The organism is Streptomyces sp. NBC_00210, assembly GCF_045160975.1.
GTDB lineage: Bacteria > Actinomycetota > Actinomycetes > Streptomycetales > Streptomycetaceae > Streptomyces.
Genome location: NZ_CP108120.1, coordinates 1 through 17,864 on the forward strand (window position 1 = coordinate 1; position 17,864 = coordinate 17,864).

Consider the following 17,864-nt stretch of genomic DNA (forward strand, 5'->3'; position numbering starts at 1 on the left):
ACGCGCCGTCGCTACGCGACGGTTCAATTACCTTGCTCCGCAAGGTAATTGACGCTGCGTCACTCCGTGACGCAGAAATTCGGAAATGCTCCGCATTTCCGAACAGAATTCGCTCCGCGAATTCAGAAAGGCGCAGGTTAGAGGAAGAGGCTTGCTCGCATCGTCGGGTGAATAGCCGTCAATCCAATTTACAAACACACACATCATCAGCCGCGAATTCCGAAAGCTGGCTAGGGGGCGGATCGCCTTTCGCGATATGACCCATACTCAATTCTGCATCGCAGATACTAATTCAGAAATTCATCCTGACCCCCTCTCAGCTTGAAGGGCACTGCCCCACAGCCCCGCTGGGTCCCGCAACTGAACAGGCAGACAACCGGCGAGGACTGAGAGCGCGTCAGGCCAGACCTGACAGTACGAAGAGGCTGAGATCGAGGACGGAGTCATGCTGCGGAGGCGCGCTACGGGGCGGGGCCGTACAAATGAGGGAGTTCGGGGCGAGTCCTCCCCGGGGGGTGTGCCTGCTACGGCAGGACCGACCCCCACGGGAGGAAGAGAGGGACAGGAGGAAGGGGAAGGGGCGGGAGGAGGAGCCGGGGGCGAGGCAGGGCGTACGGGAGGCGGAGAAGGGTGGAGAGACAGGCGAGCAGCTCCACCCCCACGACACGCCCCCACACGGGGCGACACACCCCGCCAGGGACACCCAGCCAGCGCGACGGCCCACGGCCGACGCGCAACCAACCCACAGACCGCGCCCGATCCCCGAGGTGGCCGTCCGACCACACCCGCCCCCCATTCCTTACTCATCCTTCTACCGGTGCGGGACAGTGGCAGCAGAGGGGATGTCAGCACGCCGACCACGCGCTTGCAGGCCGTTGACCTGGGGTAGCTGGGAGGCCGGCCGCCACGGCGCGCAACACCTGACGCAACACCTGACGCAACATCAGGACGCAACATCTACCGCAACATGGGGCGCAACAGGTCTTCCGCCCGACGTCAAAACACACTATTATTTGAAGTCCTGGAGGGCGGCCCCCGGGAACCGCAAGGAACCAACGAAGGGGAAGACGTGGAGATCCAAATCTCTGGCGGGATCGTCCGCCGGGTGCACGGAGGTAAGGATGCACCCATGAACGGCCTTGCAATCCAGGCCCGTACAGTCGCAAACTTCCTGCCCCTGCTGTGCCAGCGCGCGGGAGCGAAGATCGTGCACAACTCCGACGCGAATTACACCGGAATTCGCTTTGACACCAAGGTCGGTCCGGTTGTGCTGGAAATGCCGACGGGTGACGGCTCTTACCGGCTCGTGCACGAATTCATCGAGCCGGACGAGAAAGGGCGCACCGAAGTTGAGATGCGGCGATTCCTGCAGATCTACAAGCCCCGTGGAGTCGCGCACATCACGGCCGAGTTCCTCCGGTCGCGCGGCTTTCTGAAGTAGTCCGCGCGGGGGCACCCCTCCCGGGGTGTCCATTTCCACCCGCTATCACGGAGAGGAAAAGGGAAGCCATGGAGAACACGCGGATTGCAGAGCAGGCCGAGGACGTCGGAGCGCCGCTCACGGAGGCCGAGCAGGACCAGGCCCGTTACGCGCTGCGGCAGCTGGCCCGCAGCGAGAGCGACCCGGACGCCCTGAGGGTGCCGCAAGAGCAGTTGGACATGGTCCGGCCGTTCTTCGAGCTGGGTTGGGCCCTGGGGGTGCGCACCGGTCACACCGGCCCGGCCATGGCCGATGTGCCGGTCGACCGCGCTACAGTCGCGCACGCGTTCGTCATGCTGCTGTCCGGGCGGGTAGCGGATCAACTCGTGATCGCTGTGGCCCGGAGTCTGGACCCGCAGCACGCCGGACCGGTGCTGTGGCAGAAGGTCAGGTATCACGGCAGCCTGACGCAGCGTCACGGTACCTACTGGGTGCAGGCGATCCACGCGCACGCCGACCCGTTCGGAGAGGCCCCCGAGTTGCGCTATGACCTGTGCGAGATGCGCGGTGTCGCGGCGGTGTCGGCGGTCACGAATGCGCGGCGCACGAGCCTTACGCCGCTGCCTGAGTACCGCACGCTGGTCTAAGTGTGCTGGTCAGGGGTGGGTTCACTCACCCTAAAAAAACACTAATATTGGAGTTGTTCGGGGGGCGGCGGCCCCGCCCCCCGAAACCGCAGAATCCAACGTCGAAGGGGAACCGTGAGTATCACCGACGTAAACACCGCGTTCGCTGCCGAGAAGACCGCACAGGTCGAAGCCGTCCGCGAACACGAGCGCGCCTTCCAAGCCCGTGTGGACCGGGGCGAGATCCGCATGATCGGCACCGACCAGTACGAAGTCCTCACCGGCTGGGACCGGGGCGAGACGTTCACCGTCTCCCGCAACACCGAGGGGCAGATCGAACAGATCATCGCCAACCACGGGCTCGACGAGCAGGCGGACGGCACCACCGCCCTGTACGCGTCCTCCCCGGCCTGGCACGGCCTCGGCCAGATCATCCCCGGCGGCACCACGGACATTGACGAGGTACTGCGTCTGTCCGGGCTCGACTTCGACGTCACCACGGTGCCCGCCCTGTACGAGTGGCAGGGTGAGACGCGCGAGCACGCCGACCAACAGCACACCGTCCGCTCCGACAGCGGCGCCGCTCTCGGTGCAGTCGGCTCCCGGTACACACCGATTCAGAACCGGGCGGGGTTCGAGTTCCTCCAGGAACTCGTGAGCCGCTACGACGTGGTGTGGGAGTCCGCCGGACTCCTGCGCGGCGGGAAGCGCGTGTTCATCTCCATCCGCCTCCCGGAGACGGTCACCGTGGACGCCGACGGCATCAACGATGTCGTGGTGCCGTACATCGCCGTGATGAACGACCACTCCGGCAACGGCCAGTTCCAGTGCGTCGTCACCCCGTGGCGCCCTGTCTGCGCCAACACCGAGCGGTTCGCCGTCCGTGACGCCGTCACCCGCTGGGCCGTCCGACACACCGCAGGAGCCACCAGCCAGATCAAGGAAGCCCGCCGCACCCTGGGTCTCTCCTCCCAGTACTTCGAGCGGTTCGCCGACGAAGAGACCGCGCTCGCCCGCACAGACATCGCTATCGCCGACTTCCACCAGGCGATCGCCGACCTGTGGCCCCTCGACGACGACTCATCCAGCCGGAAGCGGACCAACCACGCCGCCCGGTTGGACGCCCTCGACGACGTGTTCCGCACCGAGAGCGAACGCGTCGGACGGACCGCCTACGCGGCCGAGCGCGCCATCACCGGCTACCTCGACCACGTCACCCCCAGGCGCCCGCCGCAGTCCATGACCGAGGAAATCGCACGCGCCACGGCCGTACTCGAAGGCGCCGACGACGAGATCAAGAACAAGGCCCACCGGCGCCTGCTCCAGCTCCGCACCCGCTGAGCCCCGAGATCGGCAGCCTCAGCTGACAGACCCCCGTGCGGGCCGGGAACCTCCCCGAGCCCGGCCCGCACGGGCCAACCTCCCCCAGAGCGCGGAGCGCGCGTTCCCACCCGCTCAGGGAGCGCGGAGCGTGCCCGCCCCGGCCCCTGCCGCGTAGAGGCAGCGCGACGCGTCTGCGGAGCAGACCGCGCGCCAGAAGACACCCGTTGTGCCCAGGGGCGCAGTGCGGCCGGCCTCCGAGGCCCACCGCCCACCGCCCCGCCTCGCAAGGAGCCCTCATGCCTTCACGCCCGGAGCTCACCCACCCCGGCGACGCCGCCATCGAAGCCGCCATGAGCCGCACCCTGACCGCCCTTACCGCCGTGTGCAGGCAGTCGGAGACGGCCAACACACGCTGAACCTCGTGGCCGAGCGGACCGACGACGCGTTCGTCACGAGCCGAGCCGATCTCTCCATCGGCACCGAGCCGCTCCGCCTGGCCGTCCTGGACGAAGACGAGTTCTGCGCCCTGCGCGCACTGCTGATATTCGCGCTGGAGGACAGCTCCATGCGGAGCGCCGTCTTGGTCGCCACCACGGCCTCCGAGCCCAACCCCTGTGCGTGCGGCTGGACCGTACGGACCGGGTGGCTGCACCCCATGGACACGGCCGAGCTCCACGCCGCCGTCTTCCCGTGCCCCGACGTGTCCGCCGTCCTGCGCGAGGCCTACCCCGCCCCGGTCCTGCGCCAGATCCCCGACACCGACGAGGAGAGCCCCCGTGGCTGACAATCCCGCCGTCACCGCAAACGGCTACTTCACCAACACCACTGCGGTCCCCGGCACCCTCCGCACGGTCAACGCCAAGAACACCGGACCGAAGTTCTTCCACCTGCACGGCCGCCGCTACGCCGAATGCCCGTGCGGCAAGGAAGTTTCCCTGACCGAGCGGGACAACCTCCGCCGCCACAAGCCGCCGCAGGAGTAATCCGCAGACGCCGTTCCCGCCCCCCAGCCCGGGGGCGGACGGCCGCACCGGCCAGAGCAGCACTGGCCGAAGACCTGCCGCCCCGACGCCTGCACCCTCCCCTTCGGCGGGCGCGGGGCGGCAGGCCCCCAGCTCGCCCAGTCGACGCCCGAGGAGTCGCAGCCCATGACCGGCCCGAGCCTGACCATCGAGACGCCCGCCGGCCCCGTGCGCGCCACGGCCGGCCCCCGCACGGACGACGCCGTTCGAGCTGGGCGGGGCGATGCGCGGCAGCGTGCACGTCACCGGCACCGGCACCGGCACCGGCACCCATCACCCCCACTACTGGGACCAGTTCACCGCCGTCCGCGCCTGTCTCGGCCCCGTGAGCGCCTTCCAGGTCACCGCCCCCGATGACCGCCCTGCCGCGGCTCTCCCGCAGCCGCACCGGCTACCGGGGCAGCCTGACCCTCTACCGCGACGACTACACCGACCGCCCCCAGGTGACGGTCTACCCGATGGAGTCCGCCGCCGGACACGACCCGTCGGAGAAGACGGCACAGACGCTCACCGCCGTCGTGCGAGCCTGCGCCGACCATGTCGCACAGCGCGACGACCTGCCCGCGATCCTCAACGCCTCCCGGCAGCGCGACACCCCCGCCCTGCTGCGCTTCCTCACCTGGTCAGCCGCCCACGCCCAGGCTGAAGCCGCCCGCTACGAGCGGGAAGCCCGCGCCGCCCACCCCGCGCGGCGCGCCGCCGTGACCGCCTGGTGGACCGTCGCACGATGGTTCCTCGCTTCCCCGCACCCGGTCCTGCTGCTGATGCTGGCCGACCTCCCGTATTCGCAGTTCCCCAACTCGCTGGCCCGCACCGTCGACGTCAAGCAGTGGTGGGGCCCCTACTGCCTCACCGAGGCCGCCCGTGAGCACGAACACGCCCGCCGCGCCCACGACGAGGCCGCCTCACTGCGCGCCCAGCAGCGCGCCCGCCCAAGCGGGCGCCGCCGGGCCCTGGTCAGCGCCAACTGACACCGAGCCGTCGTAGCCAAGCCGAGGAAACCGCAGGTCAGGGGCGCCCCCTCTCGTACCCGGGCCGACCGAAGGAGCCACCGTGCCGGAGCAGTTCACGTTCACCGTCAACTCCGGATCGCTCGGCTACCGCGTCCTGGACCGCCAGGACCGGGGCACCAGCTACGGCGTCGCCTGGTACCAGGCGGAGTGCTGCAAGTGGGTTGCCGAGTATCCCGGCAACCACCCGGGCAGCGGCGGCGGCATCCCCGGCTTCGCCAGCCGCGAGTGGGCCGCGCGCTTCCTGTACCGCTACCGCAAGCCCCAGCCGTCCGGGCGCCCCTGAGCCACCGCCCCTCCCCCAGACACCCACCGCCCCGCCCGACGATGGAGACGATCTGATCATGCGTTGGCTGATGAGCCTCGGTGAGCGCACCCGCCCCGACGAGCCCCGCTTCGCCGAGTGCCCCGGCCCCCGACAAGGCACGCGCCCTGGCCCTGGTCGACGACTTCGGCCACCTCTTCACCATCCTGCGCGAGTGACGGCAGGTGTACGGCGAGGAGCTGACCGCCTGGGCGATGCAGGTGGAGAGCGACGACATCGAGAACCTCCCCGCCGAACTGATCAACGGGTGGGAGTGGGAGGGCGACACCGTCCGCATCGACACCGAACGCGGCGGCTACGTGCGGGTGTCCGACTACCGCGAGGCTCCGGTACGCGCGGGCATCACCACCCGCTCCAGCACCGGCCTCCCGCTGTGGACCACCACGCCCTGACCAGCACGGCAGTCCGTGACCGCGAGCAGTCGCACCGTCCGATACCGCTACCGCAAGCCCCAGCCGTCCGGCCGACCCTGACCGGCCGCCAGACCGCCGCCCGTCACAGAAGGGACCGACCGCACCTTGGCAACCTTCGGTCACATCACCCGCGAGCGCTGCGACCAGTTGGGCCGCGCCCTCACGGCTGCCGGTCTTTCCTGGACAGACAACGGCCGTCAAGACAAGCCCGAGTTCTTGACCTACACCCCCCACCGACGCGCACGGCCGCGAGTGGAGCATCAGCCCGGCCACCTGCAACCAGATCACCCCGTCCCGCCCCGCGAGTATCTGGCAGGCCCAGTGCACCGAGCCGATGCACCGGACTCCGGTCATGTCCGCACGGGCAGTCCTCGACCACATCCGGGGCTTCCCCGCATGACCGGCCCGCTGCGGCCGTGGCGCCCCGAGGACTTCGACGACCAGTGCGAGACGTGCGGCGCGCCTCCAGGCCAGTTGTGCAAGCCGCCGTGCGACACCGGCTACACCGCCGAAGACTTCCGCCGCGACGCCGAGACCCGCGACCAGCCCGCGAGCAGCCCCGCGCCGGGCACGCCCACCAGCCATCCGAAGGAGTGAAGCGGCCGCCATGCCACAGGAGTTGACCACACAGGAGTTGTTGGACGCGTTTGCCGACGAGGTGGCGCAGGAGCTGGGCACGCACTGCCGGACGGACCGGCTCACCGGCTACGAGCGCGGTATGGGAGGACTCATCATCGACGACGACGGCCGCGCCGTGCGCCTGTGCCAGCCCGACGACCGCCGCCCCGACCAGCTGAAGATCTACGCCGCACTGCCGGACGAGACCGAGATGACCGCGCCCTCGATCAGGGTCACGGCCAGCAGCGCCCACCATGTGGCACGCGAGGTCACCCGGCGGCTGTACCCGCTGCACACCGAGGCCGCGCAGCAGGCCGCCGAACGCGCCGCCCAGCAGCAGGCGGAGGAAAGCAGCCGTCGCGCCGTCGCCGAGGCCGTGGCCGGCGCACTCCCCGGGGCCCGGGGCGAGGAGCAGTACCGGCGCACCCGGATCATCTCTGGCAGCACGACACCAGGCCGACCGGGGAGCACGGCCCCGTCCGGGTCGACAGCATCTGTGCAGTCGTCGGCCCCTCCGGGGAGTGGGTGCAGGTCGAAGCATCCGGCCGCCCCGGCTCCGTGACCCCCATGCCGGCCGCGTTCGCCCAGACGTCACGGGAGTGAGAAGAGCAGGTCAGGGGTGGGTTCCCAGGCTCCGCAAGCTCGGCATCCGGCTGGCGGAGACCCGGTCGACCGCTCTGTTCCAACTCGCCACCGAGCTGCCCGCCGCAGTCCTCGCCCGCACCCTCGGCATCGACATCACCGTCGCCGTCAAGTGGCAGCGGGCCGCTGCCGGAGACTGGGGTGCCTACACAGCCGAGATCAGCCGCCGTCCAGAAATCTAGGAGCCCACATGGCACACCGCGCCGAACAATCAGCGCAGCAATCCGAGATCTCACAGGAACGGGCCGCCGAAGCGCAGGAGATCATCGACGGAATCACACGCTGGGCCGCAAACCGCCAGGACATCGTCGGTCTGCTCCTTGTCGGTTCATACGCCCGCAATGCCGCGCGCCCCGACTCCGACATCGACATCGTCCTGCTCACGACGGACCAGACCCAGTACTTCAACAACACCTGGGCCAACGACCTCGCCCTCGGCGGACTCGTGCGAACTCAATCGTGGGGACCCATCACCGAACGACGGTATGCCACGGTCTCAGGTTTGGAAGTTGAGATCGGCATCGGGTCTCCGGAGTGGGCACGGACAGACCGCGTCGACCCTGGCACACGCCGCGTCGTCACTGACGGCGCCCACTCTCTGCATGACCCAGCAGGAGTCCTTGCCTCTCTGATCCAGACCTGCCGACCGTGACCACCCGGACAGGGGCATTCGGACAGTTCCAATACCCGACTCCACCATTAGCGGTCTTCCAGGAGGAGCTGATCAAGTCCTACCGAGCCTTCCTCGACACCCGGCGCGCTGACCGCCCGGCCGCGGAATACCGGGAACCCACCGAGCAGGAGTGGGAGGAGTTCCAGAAGCACTTCGAGTTGCGCAAGGTCGAGCTTGGAACCTGTGGGCGCCCCTACGGCACCCCCTGCCAGCACGAGCATGCCTGCGTCCGGTGTCCGGTGCTCCGCGTCGACCCGCAACAGCGTCGACGACTGGAAGAGATCATCCGAAATCTCGGCGACCGTATCCAAGAGGCCCGCGTCAACGGCTGGCTCGGTGAGGTGCAAGGGCTTCAGATCAGCCTCGAAGCCGCCCGCAACAAGCTCGCTTCGCTGGACCGGCTCTCACGAACCCGTAACCGCACCCCGGTCACCCTGGGCATGCCGATCATCCATGGAGAAGGCCAGTGACCTCGGCGATCTCCTTCGTCGGCTCGCCGTCAGTGCGCCGAGCGCAGACAGTCCAACTCGTCCTCGATCGCCTTGCGCAGTGGGTCATGCTGCGGACCGAGTGCGAACTGATCGTCGGTCCATCTGTCACGGGATAGAGCCACACCGGCTTGCTGACCAAGTCGGTTGGCTCCCACCCGAATCGCGGCCATACGTGCGCATGCAGGAACCCATCGGTGTTGCCCAGGATCTCCAGATTGACCCTCCGGAAGGCTGCGTCCATGCGACGGGATACTCGCTCGACTGCTTCTCCGAGAGTGTCCATGTCGGACAGAAACGACAGCCGCCTGGCCTTGGGCAGTTCCGACAGTCTCTCCACCTTCGGGTCGTCCACCAGGAGCACCGAGTAGCCCGGCAGGAACTGCACATCGCCGATCACTGCGAACCCTGCGTCCAAGCGCCGCAGCACGGCCGGGTTTTCACCTCGCAGAGCACTCCCGATCCGGTCCATTCGCCAGTCATCGACCATGACCAGAACCTATTTGATCGCGACCGCCCGACCCTCGGTCAGCGTCTCGGAGCACCGCGCCCGACCGGCACTTCGTTAGTTCGGAAAAGCTGTTCCTGCTCGATCTGCGTGTTCGCCTCCAAACGCGACGTACTGCTCGCTCTCGGCCGGCGGCCGCGGCTGGCCGCCCTGTACGCCGAGATCGAGCAGGTGCGCGACGACAGCTTCTGCGCCGGCTGGCGAATCACCGATCTGATCCGCCACGCCGAAATCTGCGGGGCGCCCGACCCCGGCATCGTCTGCCCGGACGACGGCCCGGAGTTCACCGCCCTCGAGGTCCACGTGCGCGCAGCGCTGAAGAGGGAGCCCCGCAAGGAACCCAAGCTGGCCCGTGGCAGCGGCCGCGCCATGTGCGACGGCTGCAGCTGACCACCACACCGGCCTTCACCCCCTTGTCGGAGGGATACTCAATGATGATGACGACGACCCAGCGCATCCTCGACCTCGCTGCGGCGGCACCGGCCAGCCTCGGCGAGGACCTGGTGCTGCTCCTGAGCGAGGCGAACGAGCTGTACCAGCAGGGTCTGCAGGATCTGCATCGGAGTGTGGCAGCGCGCCTTGGCGGGCTGGCCACTGCGGAGCTGATGTTCGCCGCGGACACGGCCGGTATGCCCTGTGATGCATCGCAGGACCGCGACGAGGTGATCCTGCTGCTGGCCTTGGCCGAGTGGGAGATGACGCCGGCCGCCATGGCGTACGCGGAGATGGCGGAGGACGCCGCGCGCCGCGGCGTCTGCTTGATCCCTGAGGATTGAGCCGTGAGCGCGGCCGTCCGGGAAAATCCTTGAACCGCGGGCTGGACCCCCAACCGCAACTCCTGCCATTATTTGCGTTGTGGGCCGGGCAGGCCGGCCCACTTCCGACAGGACGGATGGTTCTGCCATGACCTCGCGCCGTGAGCCTCGCCTGGCCGACGCTGCCGAGATCGCGGCTGAACAGGGCCTGACGCCCGCGCGCATCAGCGGCCTCTACACCGAGCGCGCGGAAAACGCGGCCGGCGTGCCCTTTCCCGAGATCGCGGACATGCGCGGCCGCGCCCGCCTGTGGGACCACGCGCAGGTCACCGAGTGGTTCGCCCACCGCACGCCGGCAAGGCTCCAGGAACACACACCGCCCTCCCGCGACCCGCAGGAGTTGCTGAACGCGGCGGATGCCTCGCGGTTCCTCGGCTACAAGAACTCCAACCAGGTCACCACTTTCGTACGCGACCACCCGGGTTACTTCCCCGACCCGGACGTCGTCGAAGAGTTGGGCACCACGGAAAACCCCTACCGCCGGCAGCTGTGGCGCGTGCAGACTCTGCTGGACTGGATGGCCACCCGGCCCGGCCGCGGAAGACGAGCGGGAGCCAAAGCGGTACCGCCCCTGCCCGACGTTCCCGTCGACGGCGATCCCGACGAACTTCTGGGAGCGACGCAGGCGGCCGCCTTGCTGGGGTACAAGAGCGTCGGCTCCTTCTCCAGCAGCCTGTCCCAGGGCAACCTGCCGCTGCTGAAAACCCCGGACGCGCTCGCCGAGAATGCCGGGCGCCAGAACGGGCGCCGACGGTGGACGCGCCGACATATCCTCGAGCAGGCCGCCCAGCGGTCCAAGAAGCAGAACCCGGCGGTGAGCGCACATCCGCCCACCGCCCCATGAACGCGGCAGCCGGTTACGGGCGTTGGTCCCTTGCGGGCCGACTGTCGCACGATGGCCGGCATGGCGTGGCTCGCCACCACGCCCCGCAGCAGCAGATGCTGCTGCGGACCGGCCATCGCCGAACTTCTAGGTGCCGCCCTCCAAGCCTCGTGGTCGGGGTCATGGATGGCGACCACGGTGCAGACCACGAGGCTGATTCGAGTTCGTGACCATGGTCGGGGCTTCATGGTCGGGGATCTGGTCGGGGACCACGGGTTTCCTCATCAGCAACCGAAGGTTCTGACGGAGACCGCCACGGCCCGCGGAAGGAAGACCCCCATGAGCAGCGCTTGGACATGCGACGGCTGCGGCGTCCCCCACATCGACCACGCGTCATGCGAAGCGTGCGGTACGAGCAGCCCGAGCGCCACCGCCGCCGATCTCGCGAGAACTGCCCCGAAGGACGCCCCTGCGGCCCGCGCGGCCCAGGTCGAGGAAGCCGCTCGCGGCAATCACCGGTTGGCTGACCCCCTCGACAGCGTGAGCGATGCCCACCTCGACGACGCCCTCGCGATGCGACGCCTCGCCATCGCGTGACCGGCACATCGAGGGACCCGTGTTCTCATGCGCGCAGCCGCCCATTGCTCAGCACCCAGGCCGCAGGCGTGCGTCGAAAGGATTTCGCATGACCAGCACTCCGGCCACGAGCTTGGCCCCCAGCCCCGCTGAACCCCTGAGCCACCAGGTACTGGCCGCGCTCGCCCAGCACCGCATCGCCACCACCAGCCAGCTGCGCCGGATGCTGCGGCCGGACGGCACACGGCAACTGCTGTCCCGCGTCCTGAACAAGCTCCGCTCCGACAGCTTCGTCGACTGCACGGTACTGCCGGACGCCAACCGCTCACGTACCCACGCCTGGTACCTCACGCAGGAAGGCTCACGCCTGACCCGGGATCTGCCCGTCCTGCGGGGACGGCCGCCCTACCCCATCACCTCGGATACGGCAGCCTCGCTCAAGACCCCGCACACGCTCGCCGTCGTGCGCGCCCACCTGGCCTTTGCCGCAGACGCCCGCCGGCTCGGACACGAGCACGGCCCCTGGGACTGGACCCCTGAGGTGTCTCACTCCATCGGCGAAGGCGAACAGACTACGGCCGACGCCGTCATGTACTACACCACCGCCGAAAGCGAACACCGACGAAAGCTCCGCGCGTTCGCGGAAGCCGATCGCACCACCATGAGCAGCGAGCGGCTGGCCGTGAAGTCGATCGAGTACGCCCGTCTGTTCCAGTACGAAGCCCAGCCCGTCACCCGCCACAGGCCGACCGCCACAGGCCCTGCCTGGCTCCGCTGGTATCCGGTCTTCCCCCGCGTGCTCTTCGTGCTCACCGGCGCCTCCCGAACCAGGCTGGACAATCCGATCAGCGATCTGCAGGCCATGGTCGCCCAGCACCCGCTCGTAACAGCCCTCGCCCGCGAAGTCCGGCTCGGAGCCGCCCTGCTGGAAGACATCGAGCAACACGGCCCCGCCCAAGCCGTCTGGGTGCCACTGGCCGACGGCAAACCCCGCCCATGGACCGAGCTGTGAATCCCCCGCGCGAGCGTTCCGGTCGCCAGCGAATCGAGTCGGGTGCCGGTTCGTGCCATCCAACTCTGTCGACGCTGGTCAGCCCAGCCAGGCAGCTCCATCAGGCGCGTGCGAGCGCAGCCACCCCAAGACCGAAGCGCGACAGACCTCTGCAGCCTTTCCGTGAAGCTGACCCTCCGCGATCCGCGCCGGGGTCGGCGTCACGAAGCCGGTCTCCGCGTCGACTTCCAAAAGGCCGTTGCCGTGCATCAGCAGGGAGCGTGTGTCGTAGAGCAGTTTGTGGGTGCGCTCATCCTCTGAATCCTCGGTCGGTGGCGCTTACTTAGCCACAAAGTCCTGAAACAGCCTGGTCGGGCCCACTCCGACGACTCGATCACATGCCGGACACTTCGGCTGCCCAGGGGGAGTAGTCGTGAGCGCCTCCACCGCTTGGACCAATGATTGGAAGCTCGCGGAGTGCGAGCTGCTGAAGACGATCCTTGCGTGGTGTAGCCAGTAGGCAGCCCGCAGGAGCTTGCGGCGATCGTCAGAAGTGAGCGGGAAGTAGCGACAAGCGCCGCTACATCTACCTCGGGACCGCAACTGCTGCAGCCCTCACCATCTGGCTCCGAAGCTGACTTCTACGCGGCCCAGCAATACAAGCCGTGGTCATGTCCTTCCGTGTCACGAACCAGAGTGCCCAGACTCCCCAGCATCTCGCGGGCCTCAGACCACCACTCAGCTGACGATCAGACCATCCTCAGGAACCGCCGACTCAGCGACGCCCTGCCAGACACCCCGGTGATGACGGAGCGTGTTGCCCGGTCGAAACGGGCCCCCGGTGCGAATATCCCTGCCAGCGATCCGCTCCACTGTTGCTCGCCCTTGAGGGAGACCGCCGGATGCCGAGGGTTAGATCGTTCGTCCGTCTATTTGCCGTGCTCCTGCTGGTGCTGGCGGGGGTGGCCACCACCGGCACCACGCCGGCTCAGGCCGCGACGCAGGACATCACCATCAGCCTCTACCGAGTCGTCGAGCTGTCGTGCGACGAAGGTGCCGGTGAGGCCTGCGGCAACGACTACTATCCGAAATTCGAGATCGACCACCAAGGACTGTTCGACGGCAGGGACACCTACTGCTGCGGACACGGGTCCGACTTCCGGACCAACTGGGTCCGCACGGCCACGGTGGACACCAGCCACAACCCCGTCGACATCCAGATGCAGCTGTGGGACCAGGACGACCTGTCCCAGGACGACCCGATCCGCTGGACGAATTCCGGAAGCGCCGACCTGAACCTCCGGTTCGACCTGAACACCTGCACGTTCACCGGCGGTGGACTCACCTCCCAACAGGGTGCGGACGTGCCGACCCTGGCGGGTGAGAGCGAAGGCAGCGGCGAGGATTCGGCCCGCGGGTACTTCACCATCACCACCCCGTTCTGCGTCGGTCTGGCGGACAGCGTCGACAGCGACGGTGACGGCATCATGAACACGTGGGAAGTCCCAGGCAAGGGACTGGGCTTCGACAAGGACGGGACCCCCGACTTGCCCCTCGGGGACGCGGCGTACGGCGCCGTCCCCTACCGCAAGGACCTGTTCGTCGAAGCGGACTACATGGCCGCGGACAAGCCGCAGCCGGGGGCCCTGACCGACGTCGTGAACGCGTTCGCCAAGGCGCCGGTCGACGAGTACCCCGACCCCGCCGACGCGACCAAGACCAAGTACCGGGGCATCAACCTCCACACCGTGGAAGGCGAGTCCGTGCCGAATGTGGCCCCCCTCCGCTTCGAGAGCGACGGCCCTGGCACCCAGGACGACTTCAACGACCTCAAGAGCGGGAATCCGGTAGGCCCCTGCACCGGGTTCTTCGGCACCCCCGCCGACCGGTCCAGCCCGAACTGCGCGAACATCCTGTTGGCGAAGCGCCAGGTGTACCGCTACATGATCTTCGGCAACAGCTACGTCGAGGCCCCCGGCTCGTCAGGCGACTCGGAGTGGGACCTCACGGGTCCCCCGCGGGGTGGCAACGACTTCATCGTGACGCTCGGCTCCTGGGCAGCCACCTCGTTCACCAGCCTGGGCGGAAAGAAGAACGCCGAGGCCGCCACCTTCATGCACGAGTTCGGACACACGCTGGGCCTGGGCCACGGTGGCGACGACTTCACCAACTGCAAGCCCAACTACCTCAGCGTGATGAACTACACGCTCCAGTTCGCGGACAACGACCCGTCGAGGCCTCTCGACTACAGCAGCACGACCAAGCAGACGGCCCTCGGGACGACACCTGGCACGGTCCTCAACGAGACCGGCCTCAATGAGAACAGCGGGTTGTACGGCACGCCCTCCGATCCCGCTCGAAACACCGTGTACGGGGTCGGCGGCAAACTCCGGGTCGCGCCCGCCACGAGCGGACCCATCGACTGGAACGGGACCAACGGCAACACGGAGACGAACGTCCCCGCCGACATCAACTACATCACGTCCATCGGTCCCAAGAACCAGTTCGGATGCAGCGCCACCAGTCCCAGCCAGACCCTGGACGGTCACGACGACTGGGCCAACATCCAGTACAACCCCCGCCTCAACGCGATGTGGTTCGCCGACGGCGCACGGCCGAACCTGCCGCCGGAGCTGACCGAGGAGACGGTGCTTGCCATGTCACAGAAGGCCGACCTGGCGATCACCAAGTCGGCCGACCGCCCCGACGCAGCCGGCGGGGAAACCGTGAACTACACGACCACCGTGACCGACCTCGGACCCGGTACCGCCACCAACATCGGCGTCACCGACACCCTGCCCGACGGCACCACACAGCAGCGCTCGCTGCCGGACCTGGCCAACGGCGCCGCGACCACCGTCACGCCGGGCTTCACGTATCAAGTGCCGTGCGACACGACCGACGGCACGGTGCTCACCAACCGTGTCACCGTCACGGGAACCGACACCGACGGCGTGCCCGACCCGTACACGGACGACAACACGGCGCAGGCCACCACCACGGTGCACGCGCCGGTGCTGACTGTGGACAAGTCGGCGACGGCCACCGTCAACGCGGGCGAGGCCATCACGTACACGATCACCTACGCGAACACGGGCAGTGGCGACGCCTCGGGCGTCACCGTCACCGATACCCTGCCGGCCGGCGTCTACTACAGCCAGGCGCTCGACCTCGGCACAGGCCCCAGGCCCAGTTCGGTGACTCTCAACGGCGACGGGACCCGTACCCTCGTCTGGAACGTGGGTACGGTGCCGGCCAGGTCCGGCGATCTGAGGATCGTCTTCACAGCACGGCCGACGCTTCTGGCACTGGCGGGTACGACGTACACCGACACCGTGTCCGTGAGCTTCAGGAACGCCGGAGGGGCGTGCACCTTCACGCCGGTCACCGACTCGGCCAGCACCACCATCACCGTCGTGCCGCCCACCCGCAACCCGCTGTCCCAAGGGTTCTGGAAGAACCATCAGGAACTGTGGACCGCCGAGTTCCTGGCCCGCATCCAGGCAACCGACCAGCGATACGACACCGACCGGAACGGAGCCTTGTCGATCAGCGAGGCCGCGGCAGAGTTCAACGACAGCAACGCGCCGAAGAGCGTTCTGAGCAAGCAGCTTCTGGCCGTCTACTTCAACCTGGCCACCAGGCGCATCAACGCCGCCACGGCGATCATGTCAAGGACGGCCCAGTCACTGGGGCTGGACAGCGTGCGCGAGGCAGTGATCTACGCGCAGGAGACCCTGCTTCTCCCGGTGAATCCCAGCACCTCACCGCGCTACAGCAGCATCATCGAAGTACTGACCGACATCAACGCCAACAGGATCGAGGTCTACCAGTGAGAGCCCGGGAGAGCCGCTCTCGCGGCTGATCGAACGCGGCCGACCCAGTCCGGTCGCCGTGGACGATCACAGCCCGGACACCGGCCGTAGTCGGTCACTCGACCATTTCGAGGCGGATCCAAGGCCCCGTACACGCCCGGCGGTTTCTAGGGGTCGTTGCAACACGTGGTCGGTTGTTCAGGCCGCGAGGAGTTTATGCAGGCGCTCGGCTGGGGTTTCCCAGCCGAGCGTTTTGCGTGGCCGGCCGTTGAGCTGGGCGGCGACGACGTCGAGGTGGTCGCGGGTGTGGACGGACAGGTCGGTGCCCTTGGGGAAGTACTGCCGCAGCAGGCCGTTGGTGTTCTCGTTCGATCCGCGCTGCCAGGGACTGGCCGGGTCGCAGAAGTAGACGGGGACGTCGGTAGCGAGCGTGAAGCTCTTGTGGGCGGCCATCTCGCTGCCCTGGTCCCAGGTCAGGGACCGCTTCAGGTGGGCAGGCAGCCGCTGCACGGTCTCTTGGAGGGCGTCGCGGACCTGCTCGGCGCCGCGCCCGTCGGGCAGGTGCAGCAGCATCACGTAGCGGGTGGCTCGCTCGACGAGGGTGCCGATCGCTGAGGCGCTGTCCTTGCCGATGATCAGGTCGCCCTCCCAGTGGCCGGGCACCGCCCGGTCTTCCGCCTCGGCCGGGCGGTCGCTGATCATGACCATCGGGTCGGTGAAGCGGGGCTGGCGGCAGTTGGCCTGCCGGTGGGGCTTGCGGCGGGCGCGGCCACTGCGCAGGGCGCCGGCGAGCTGTCTGCGTAGTTCTCCGCGTCCTTGGACGTAGAGGGCCTGGTAGACGGTTTCGTGGACCACGTGCATCTCCGGCCGGTCGGGGAAGTACCTGCGCAGAGCGTGGCAGATCTGCTCCGGGCTCCACCGTTCGTCCAGGCCGGCCTGGATCGCGGCCCGCAGTTCGGGGTTCTGGCCGATCTTGCCCGGCTTGGGGCGGGGCCGGCGGCCATCGGCGCGGGCCTGGGCGGCGAAGGGCCGGTACTGCCCGTTTCCCGGGTGCCGGTTGCGGCGGATCTCCCGGCTGATGGTTGAGGGGCTGCGTCCCAGTTCGACGGCGATCGCGCGGATCGTGGCCTTCTCCCGCAGCCGGTCGGCGATGTGGATCCGCTCGGCCTCGCGCAGGTACCGCGAGGGTACGGAAGGCGGCACCACCGAACGGATCGGTGGTGCCGCCTTGTTCCCGCCGGACGGGTTGCGTCCGTATCGCCAGCGCTTCCCGGTCCGCCGGTTGATCCCGACGATCCGGCACGCTTCCGTATTGCTTACGCCCTGCTGCACGAGCCGGAAGTATGCCGCCCGCTCACGAGTGAGCTTCTTGCGTCCCTGCGGCTGCCGGTCCTCGCGGATCTCGAAGTCCATCGCACCCCTTGAACTGGGGTGTTGCAACGACTCCTAGAACCCAAGCCCTGCAGCGCGTGTACGGGGCCTTTCCGCGACGGCGAGGGGCAGGGGGCGCCGGCGAAGTGTTCGCGGACCAGGGACGCCACGACCGCGAGGTCCTGGGCGATCAGGGCTTCGAGGAGCGCAACGAAGACCGACAGCCAGGCCGCCCACCAGCGAAAAGGCCCACGCGGCGGACGGCCACCCGGCTACGACGGTTTACTCGGCGCCGCCACCGCAGAAGCTCTCACCATCTGGCTCCGGACATGATCGGCCGGACAAGTTGGCGCGTATCGAGTCGTGATCAATATGCGGGATGTGCCTTCGTGGCACGGTCCGGTC

The 17,864-nt window shown here is 68.2% G+C and carries 19 protein-coding genes and 3 pseudogenes; 19 read left to right on the forward strand and 3 right to left on the reverse strand.

Annotation, left to right across the window (positions count from 1 at the left end; genetic code table 11):
- Positions 1-1,069 precede the first annotated feature (1,069 nt).
- The 13 genes and pseudogenes from OG729_RS00005 to OG729_RS00065 all read left to right on the forward strand — a co-directional run bounded on the left by OG729_RS00005 (position 1,070) and on the right by OG729_RS00065 (position 8,542).
- On the forward strand, positions 1,070-1,441 hold the full coding sequence (locus tag OG729_RS00005; protein WP_405803382.1) for a hypothetical protein: 372 nt from the start codon (positions 1,070-1,072) through the stop codon (positions 1,439-1,441).
- A 231-nt stretch (positions 1,442-1,672) separates the two neighbouring features.
- A pseudogene (locus OG729_RS00010) lies at positions 1,673-1,795 on the forward strand (hypothetical protein); the annotation flags it as partial.
- 386 nt (positions 1,796-2,181) lie between these two features.
- Positions 2,182-3,387 carry a DUF932 domain-containing protein gene (locus OG729_RS00015; protein ID WP_405803384.1) on the forward strand — a complete coding sequence of 402 codons (1,206 nt, stop codon included), beginning with the start codon at positions 2,182-2,184 and terminating at the stop codon, positions 3,385-3,387.
- 403 nt (positions 3,388-3,790) lie between these two features.
- Positions 3,791-4,153, forward strand: coding sequence for a hypothetical protein (locus OG729_RS00020; RefSeq protein ID WP_405803386.1), 363 nt, complete (start codon positions 3,791-3,793; stop codon positions 4,151-4,153).
- Entirely contained in the window at positions 4,146-4,352 is a 207-nt protein-coding gene (locus tag OG729_RS00025) for a hypothetical protein (RefSeq protein ID WP_405803388.1), read from the forward strand. Before OG729_RS00020 ends, OG729_RS00025 begins: the two co-directional genes overlap by 8 nt.
- 392 nt (positions 4,353-4,744) lie before the next feature.
- The gene (locus tag OG729_RS00030) at positions 4,745-5,362 is read left to right on the forward strand and encodes a hypothetical protein (protein ID WP_405803390.1); all 618 of its coding nucleotides are present in this window, start codon (positions 4,745-4,747) and stop codon (positions 5,360-5,362) included.
- A gap of 82 nt (positions 5,363-5,444) precedes the next feature.
- On the forward strand, positions 5,445-5,687 hold the full coding sequence (locus OG729_RS00035) for a hypothetical protein (RefSeq protein ID WP_405803392.1): 243 nt from the start codon (positions 5,445-5,447) through the stop codon (positions 5,685-5,687).
- A gap of 203 nt (positions 5,688-5,890) precedes the next feature.
- Positions 5,891-6,118, forward strand: coding sequence for a hypothetical protein (locus tag OG729_RS00040; RefSeq protein ID WP_405803394.1), 228 nt, complete (start codon positions 5,891-5,893; stop codon positions 6,116-6,118).
- 417 nt (positions 6,119-6,535) lie between these two features.
- On the forward strand, positions 6,536-6,736 hold the full coding sequence (locus OG729_RS00045; RefSeq protein ID WP_405803396.1) for a hypothetical protein: 201 nt from the start codon (positions 6,536-6,538) through the stop codon (positions 6,734-6,736).
- A gap of 10 nt (positions 6,737-6,746) precedes the next feature.
- Entirely contained in the window at positions 6,747-7,319 is a 573-nt protein-coding gene (locus OG729_RS00050; RefSeq protein WP_405803398.1) for a hypothetical protein, read from the forward strand.
- A 37-nt stretch (positions 7,320-7,356) separates the two neighbouring features.
- Positions 7,357-7,581, forward strand: coding sequence for a hypothetical protein (locus OG729_RS00055; RefSeq protein ID WP_405803400.1), 225 nt, complete (start codon positions 7,357-7,359; stop codon positions 7,579-7,581).
- Between the two features lie 8 nt (positions 7,582-7,589).
- Positions 7,590-8,051 carry a nucleotidyltransferase domain-containing protein gene (locus OG729_RS00060; RefSeq protein WP_405803402.1) on the forward strand — a complete coding sequence of 154 codons (462 nt, stop codon included), beginning with the start codon at positions 7,590-7,592 and terminating at the stop codon, positions 8,049-8,051.
- The gene (locus tag OG729_RS00065) at positions 8,048-8,542 is read left to right on the forward strand and encodes an integrase (protein ID WP_405803404.1); all 495 of its coding nucleotides are present in this window, start codon (positions 8,048-8,050) and stop codon (positions 8,540-8,542) included. Before OG729_RS00060 ends, OG729_RS00065 begins: the two co-directional genes overlap by 4 nt.
- Before the next feature lie 29 nt (positions 8,543-8,571).
- Here the strand turns inward: OG729_RS00065 and OG729_RS00070 are convergent.
- Positions 8,572-9,050 (reverse strand): annotated as a pseudogene (locus tag OG729_RS00070) (HIT family protein).
- Positions 9,051-9,158: 108 nt separating this feature from the next.
- On the opposite strand from OG729_RS00070, the gene OG729_RS00075 reads away from it, so the two are divergent.
- The 6 genes from OG729_RS00075 (at position 9,159) to OG729_RS00100 (ending at position 16,109) form a co-directional block, all read left to right on the forward strand.
- Positions 9,159-9,458: a hypothetical protein gene (locus OG729_RS00075; RefSeq protein WP_405803406.1), complete on the forward strand. Its 300-nt coding sequence runs from the start codon at positions 9,159-9,161 to the stop codon at positions 9,456-9,458.
- Between the two features lie 41 nt (positions 9,459-9,499).
- Positions 9,500-9,844: a hypothetical protein gene (locus tag OG729_RS00080; RefSeq protein ID WP_405803408.1), complete on the forward strand. Its 345-nt coding sequence runs from the start codon at positions 9,500-9,502 to the stop codon at positions 9,842-9,844.
- A gap of 127 nt (positions 9,845-9,971) precedes the next feature.
- Positions 9,972-10,727, forward strand: coding sequence for a hypothetical protein (locus OG729_RS00085; protein WP_405803410.1), 756 nt, complete (start codon positions 9,972-9,974; stop codon positions 10,725-10,727).
- Between the two features lie 318 nt (positions 10,728-11,045).
- On the forward strand, positions 11,046-11,303 hold the full coding sequence (locus tag OG729_RS00090) for a hypothetical protein (protein ID WP_405803412.1): 258 nt from the start codon (positions 11,046-11,048) through the stop codon (positions 11,301-11,303).
- Between the two features lie 88 nt (positions 11,304-11,391).
- On the forward strand, positions 11,392-12,294 hold the full coding sequence (locus OG729_RS00095) for a replication-relaxation family protein (RefSeq protein ID WP_405803414.1): 903 nt from the start codon (positions 11,392-11,394) through the stop codon (positions 12,292-12,294).
- 917 nt (positions 12,295-13,211) lie between these two features.
- Positions 13,212-16,109 (forward strand): hypothetical protein, encoded by a 2,898-nt coding sequence (locus OG729_RS00100; RefSeq protein ID WP_405803416.1) that lies wholly within the window; start codon positions 13,212-13,214, stop codon positions 16,107-16,109.
- 177 nt (positions 16,110-16,286) lie between these two features.
- Here the strand turns inward: OG729_RS00100 and OG729_RS00105 are convergent, their stop codons facing one another.
- On the reverse strand, positions 16,287-17,501 hold the full coding sequence (locus OG729_RS00105) for an IS30 family transposase (RefSeq protein WP_405803418.1): 1,215 nt from the start codon (positions 17,499-17,501) through the stop codon (positions 16,287-16,289).
- A gap of 92 nt (positions 17,502-17,593) precedes the next feature.
- Positions 17,594-17,680, reverse strand: a pseudogene (locus OG729_RS00110) (GntR family transcriptional regulator); the annotation flags it as partial.
- Between the last annotated feature and the right edge of the window lie 184 nt (positions 17,681-17,864).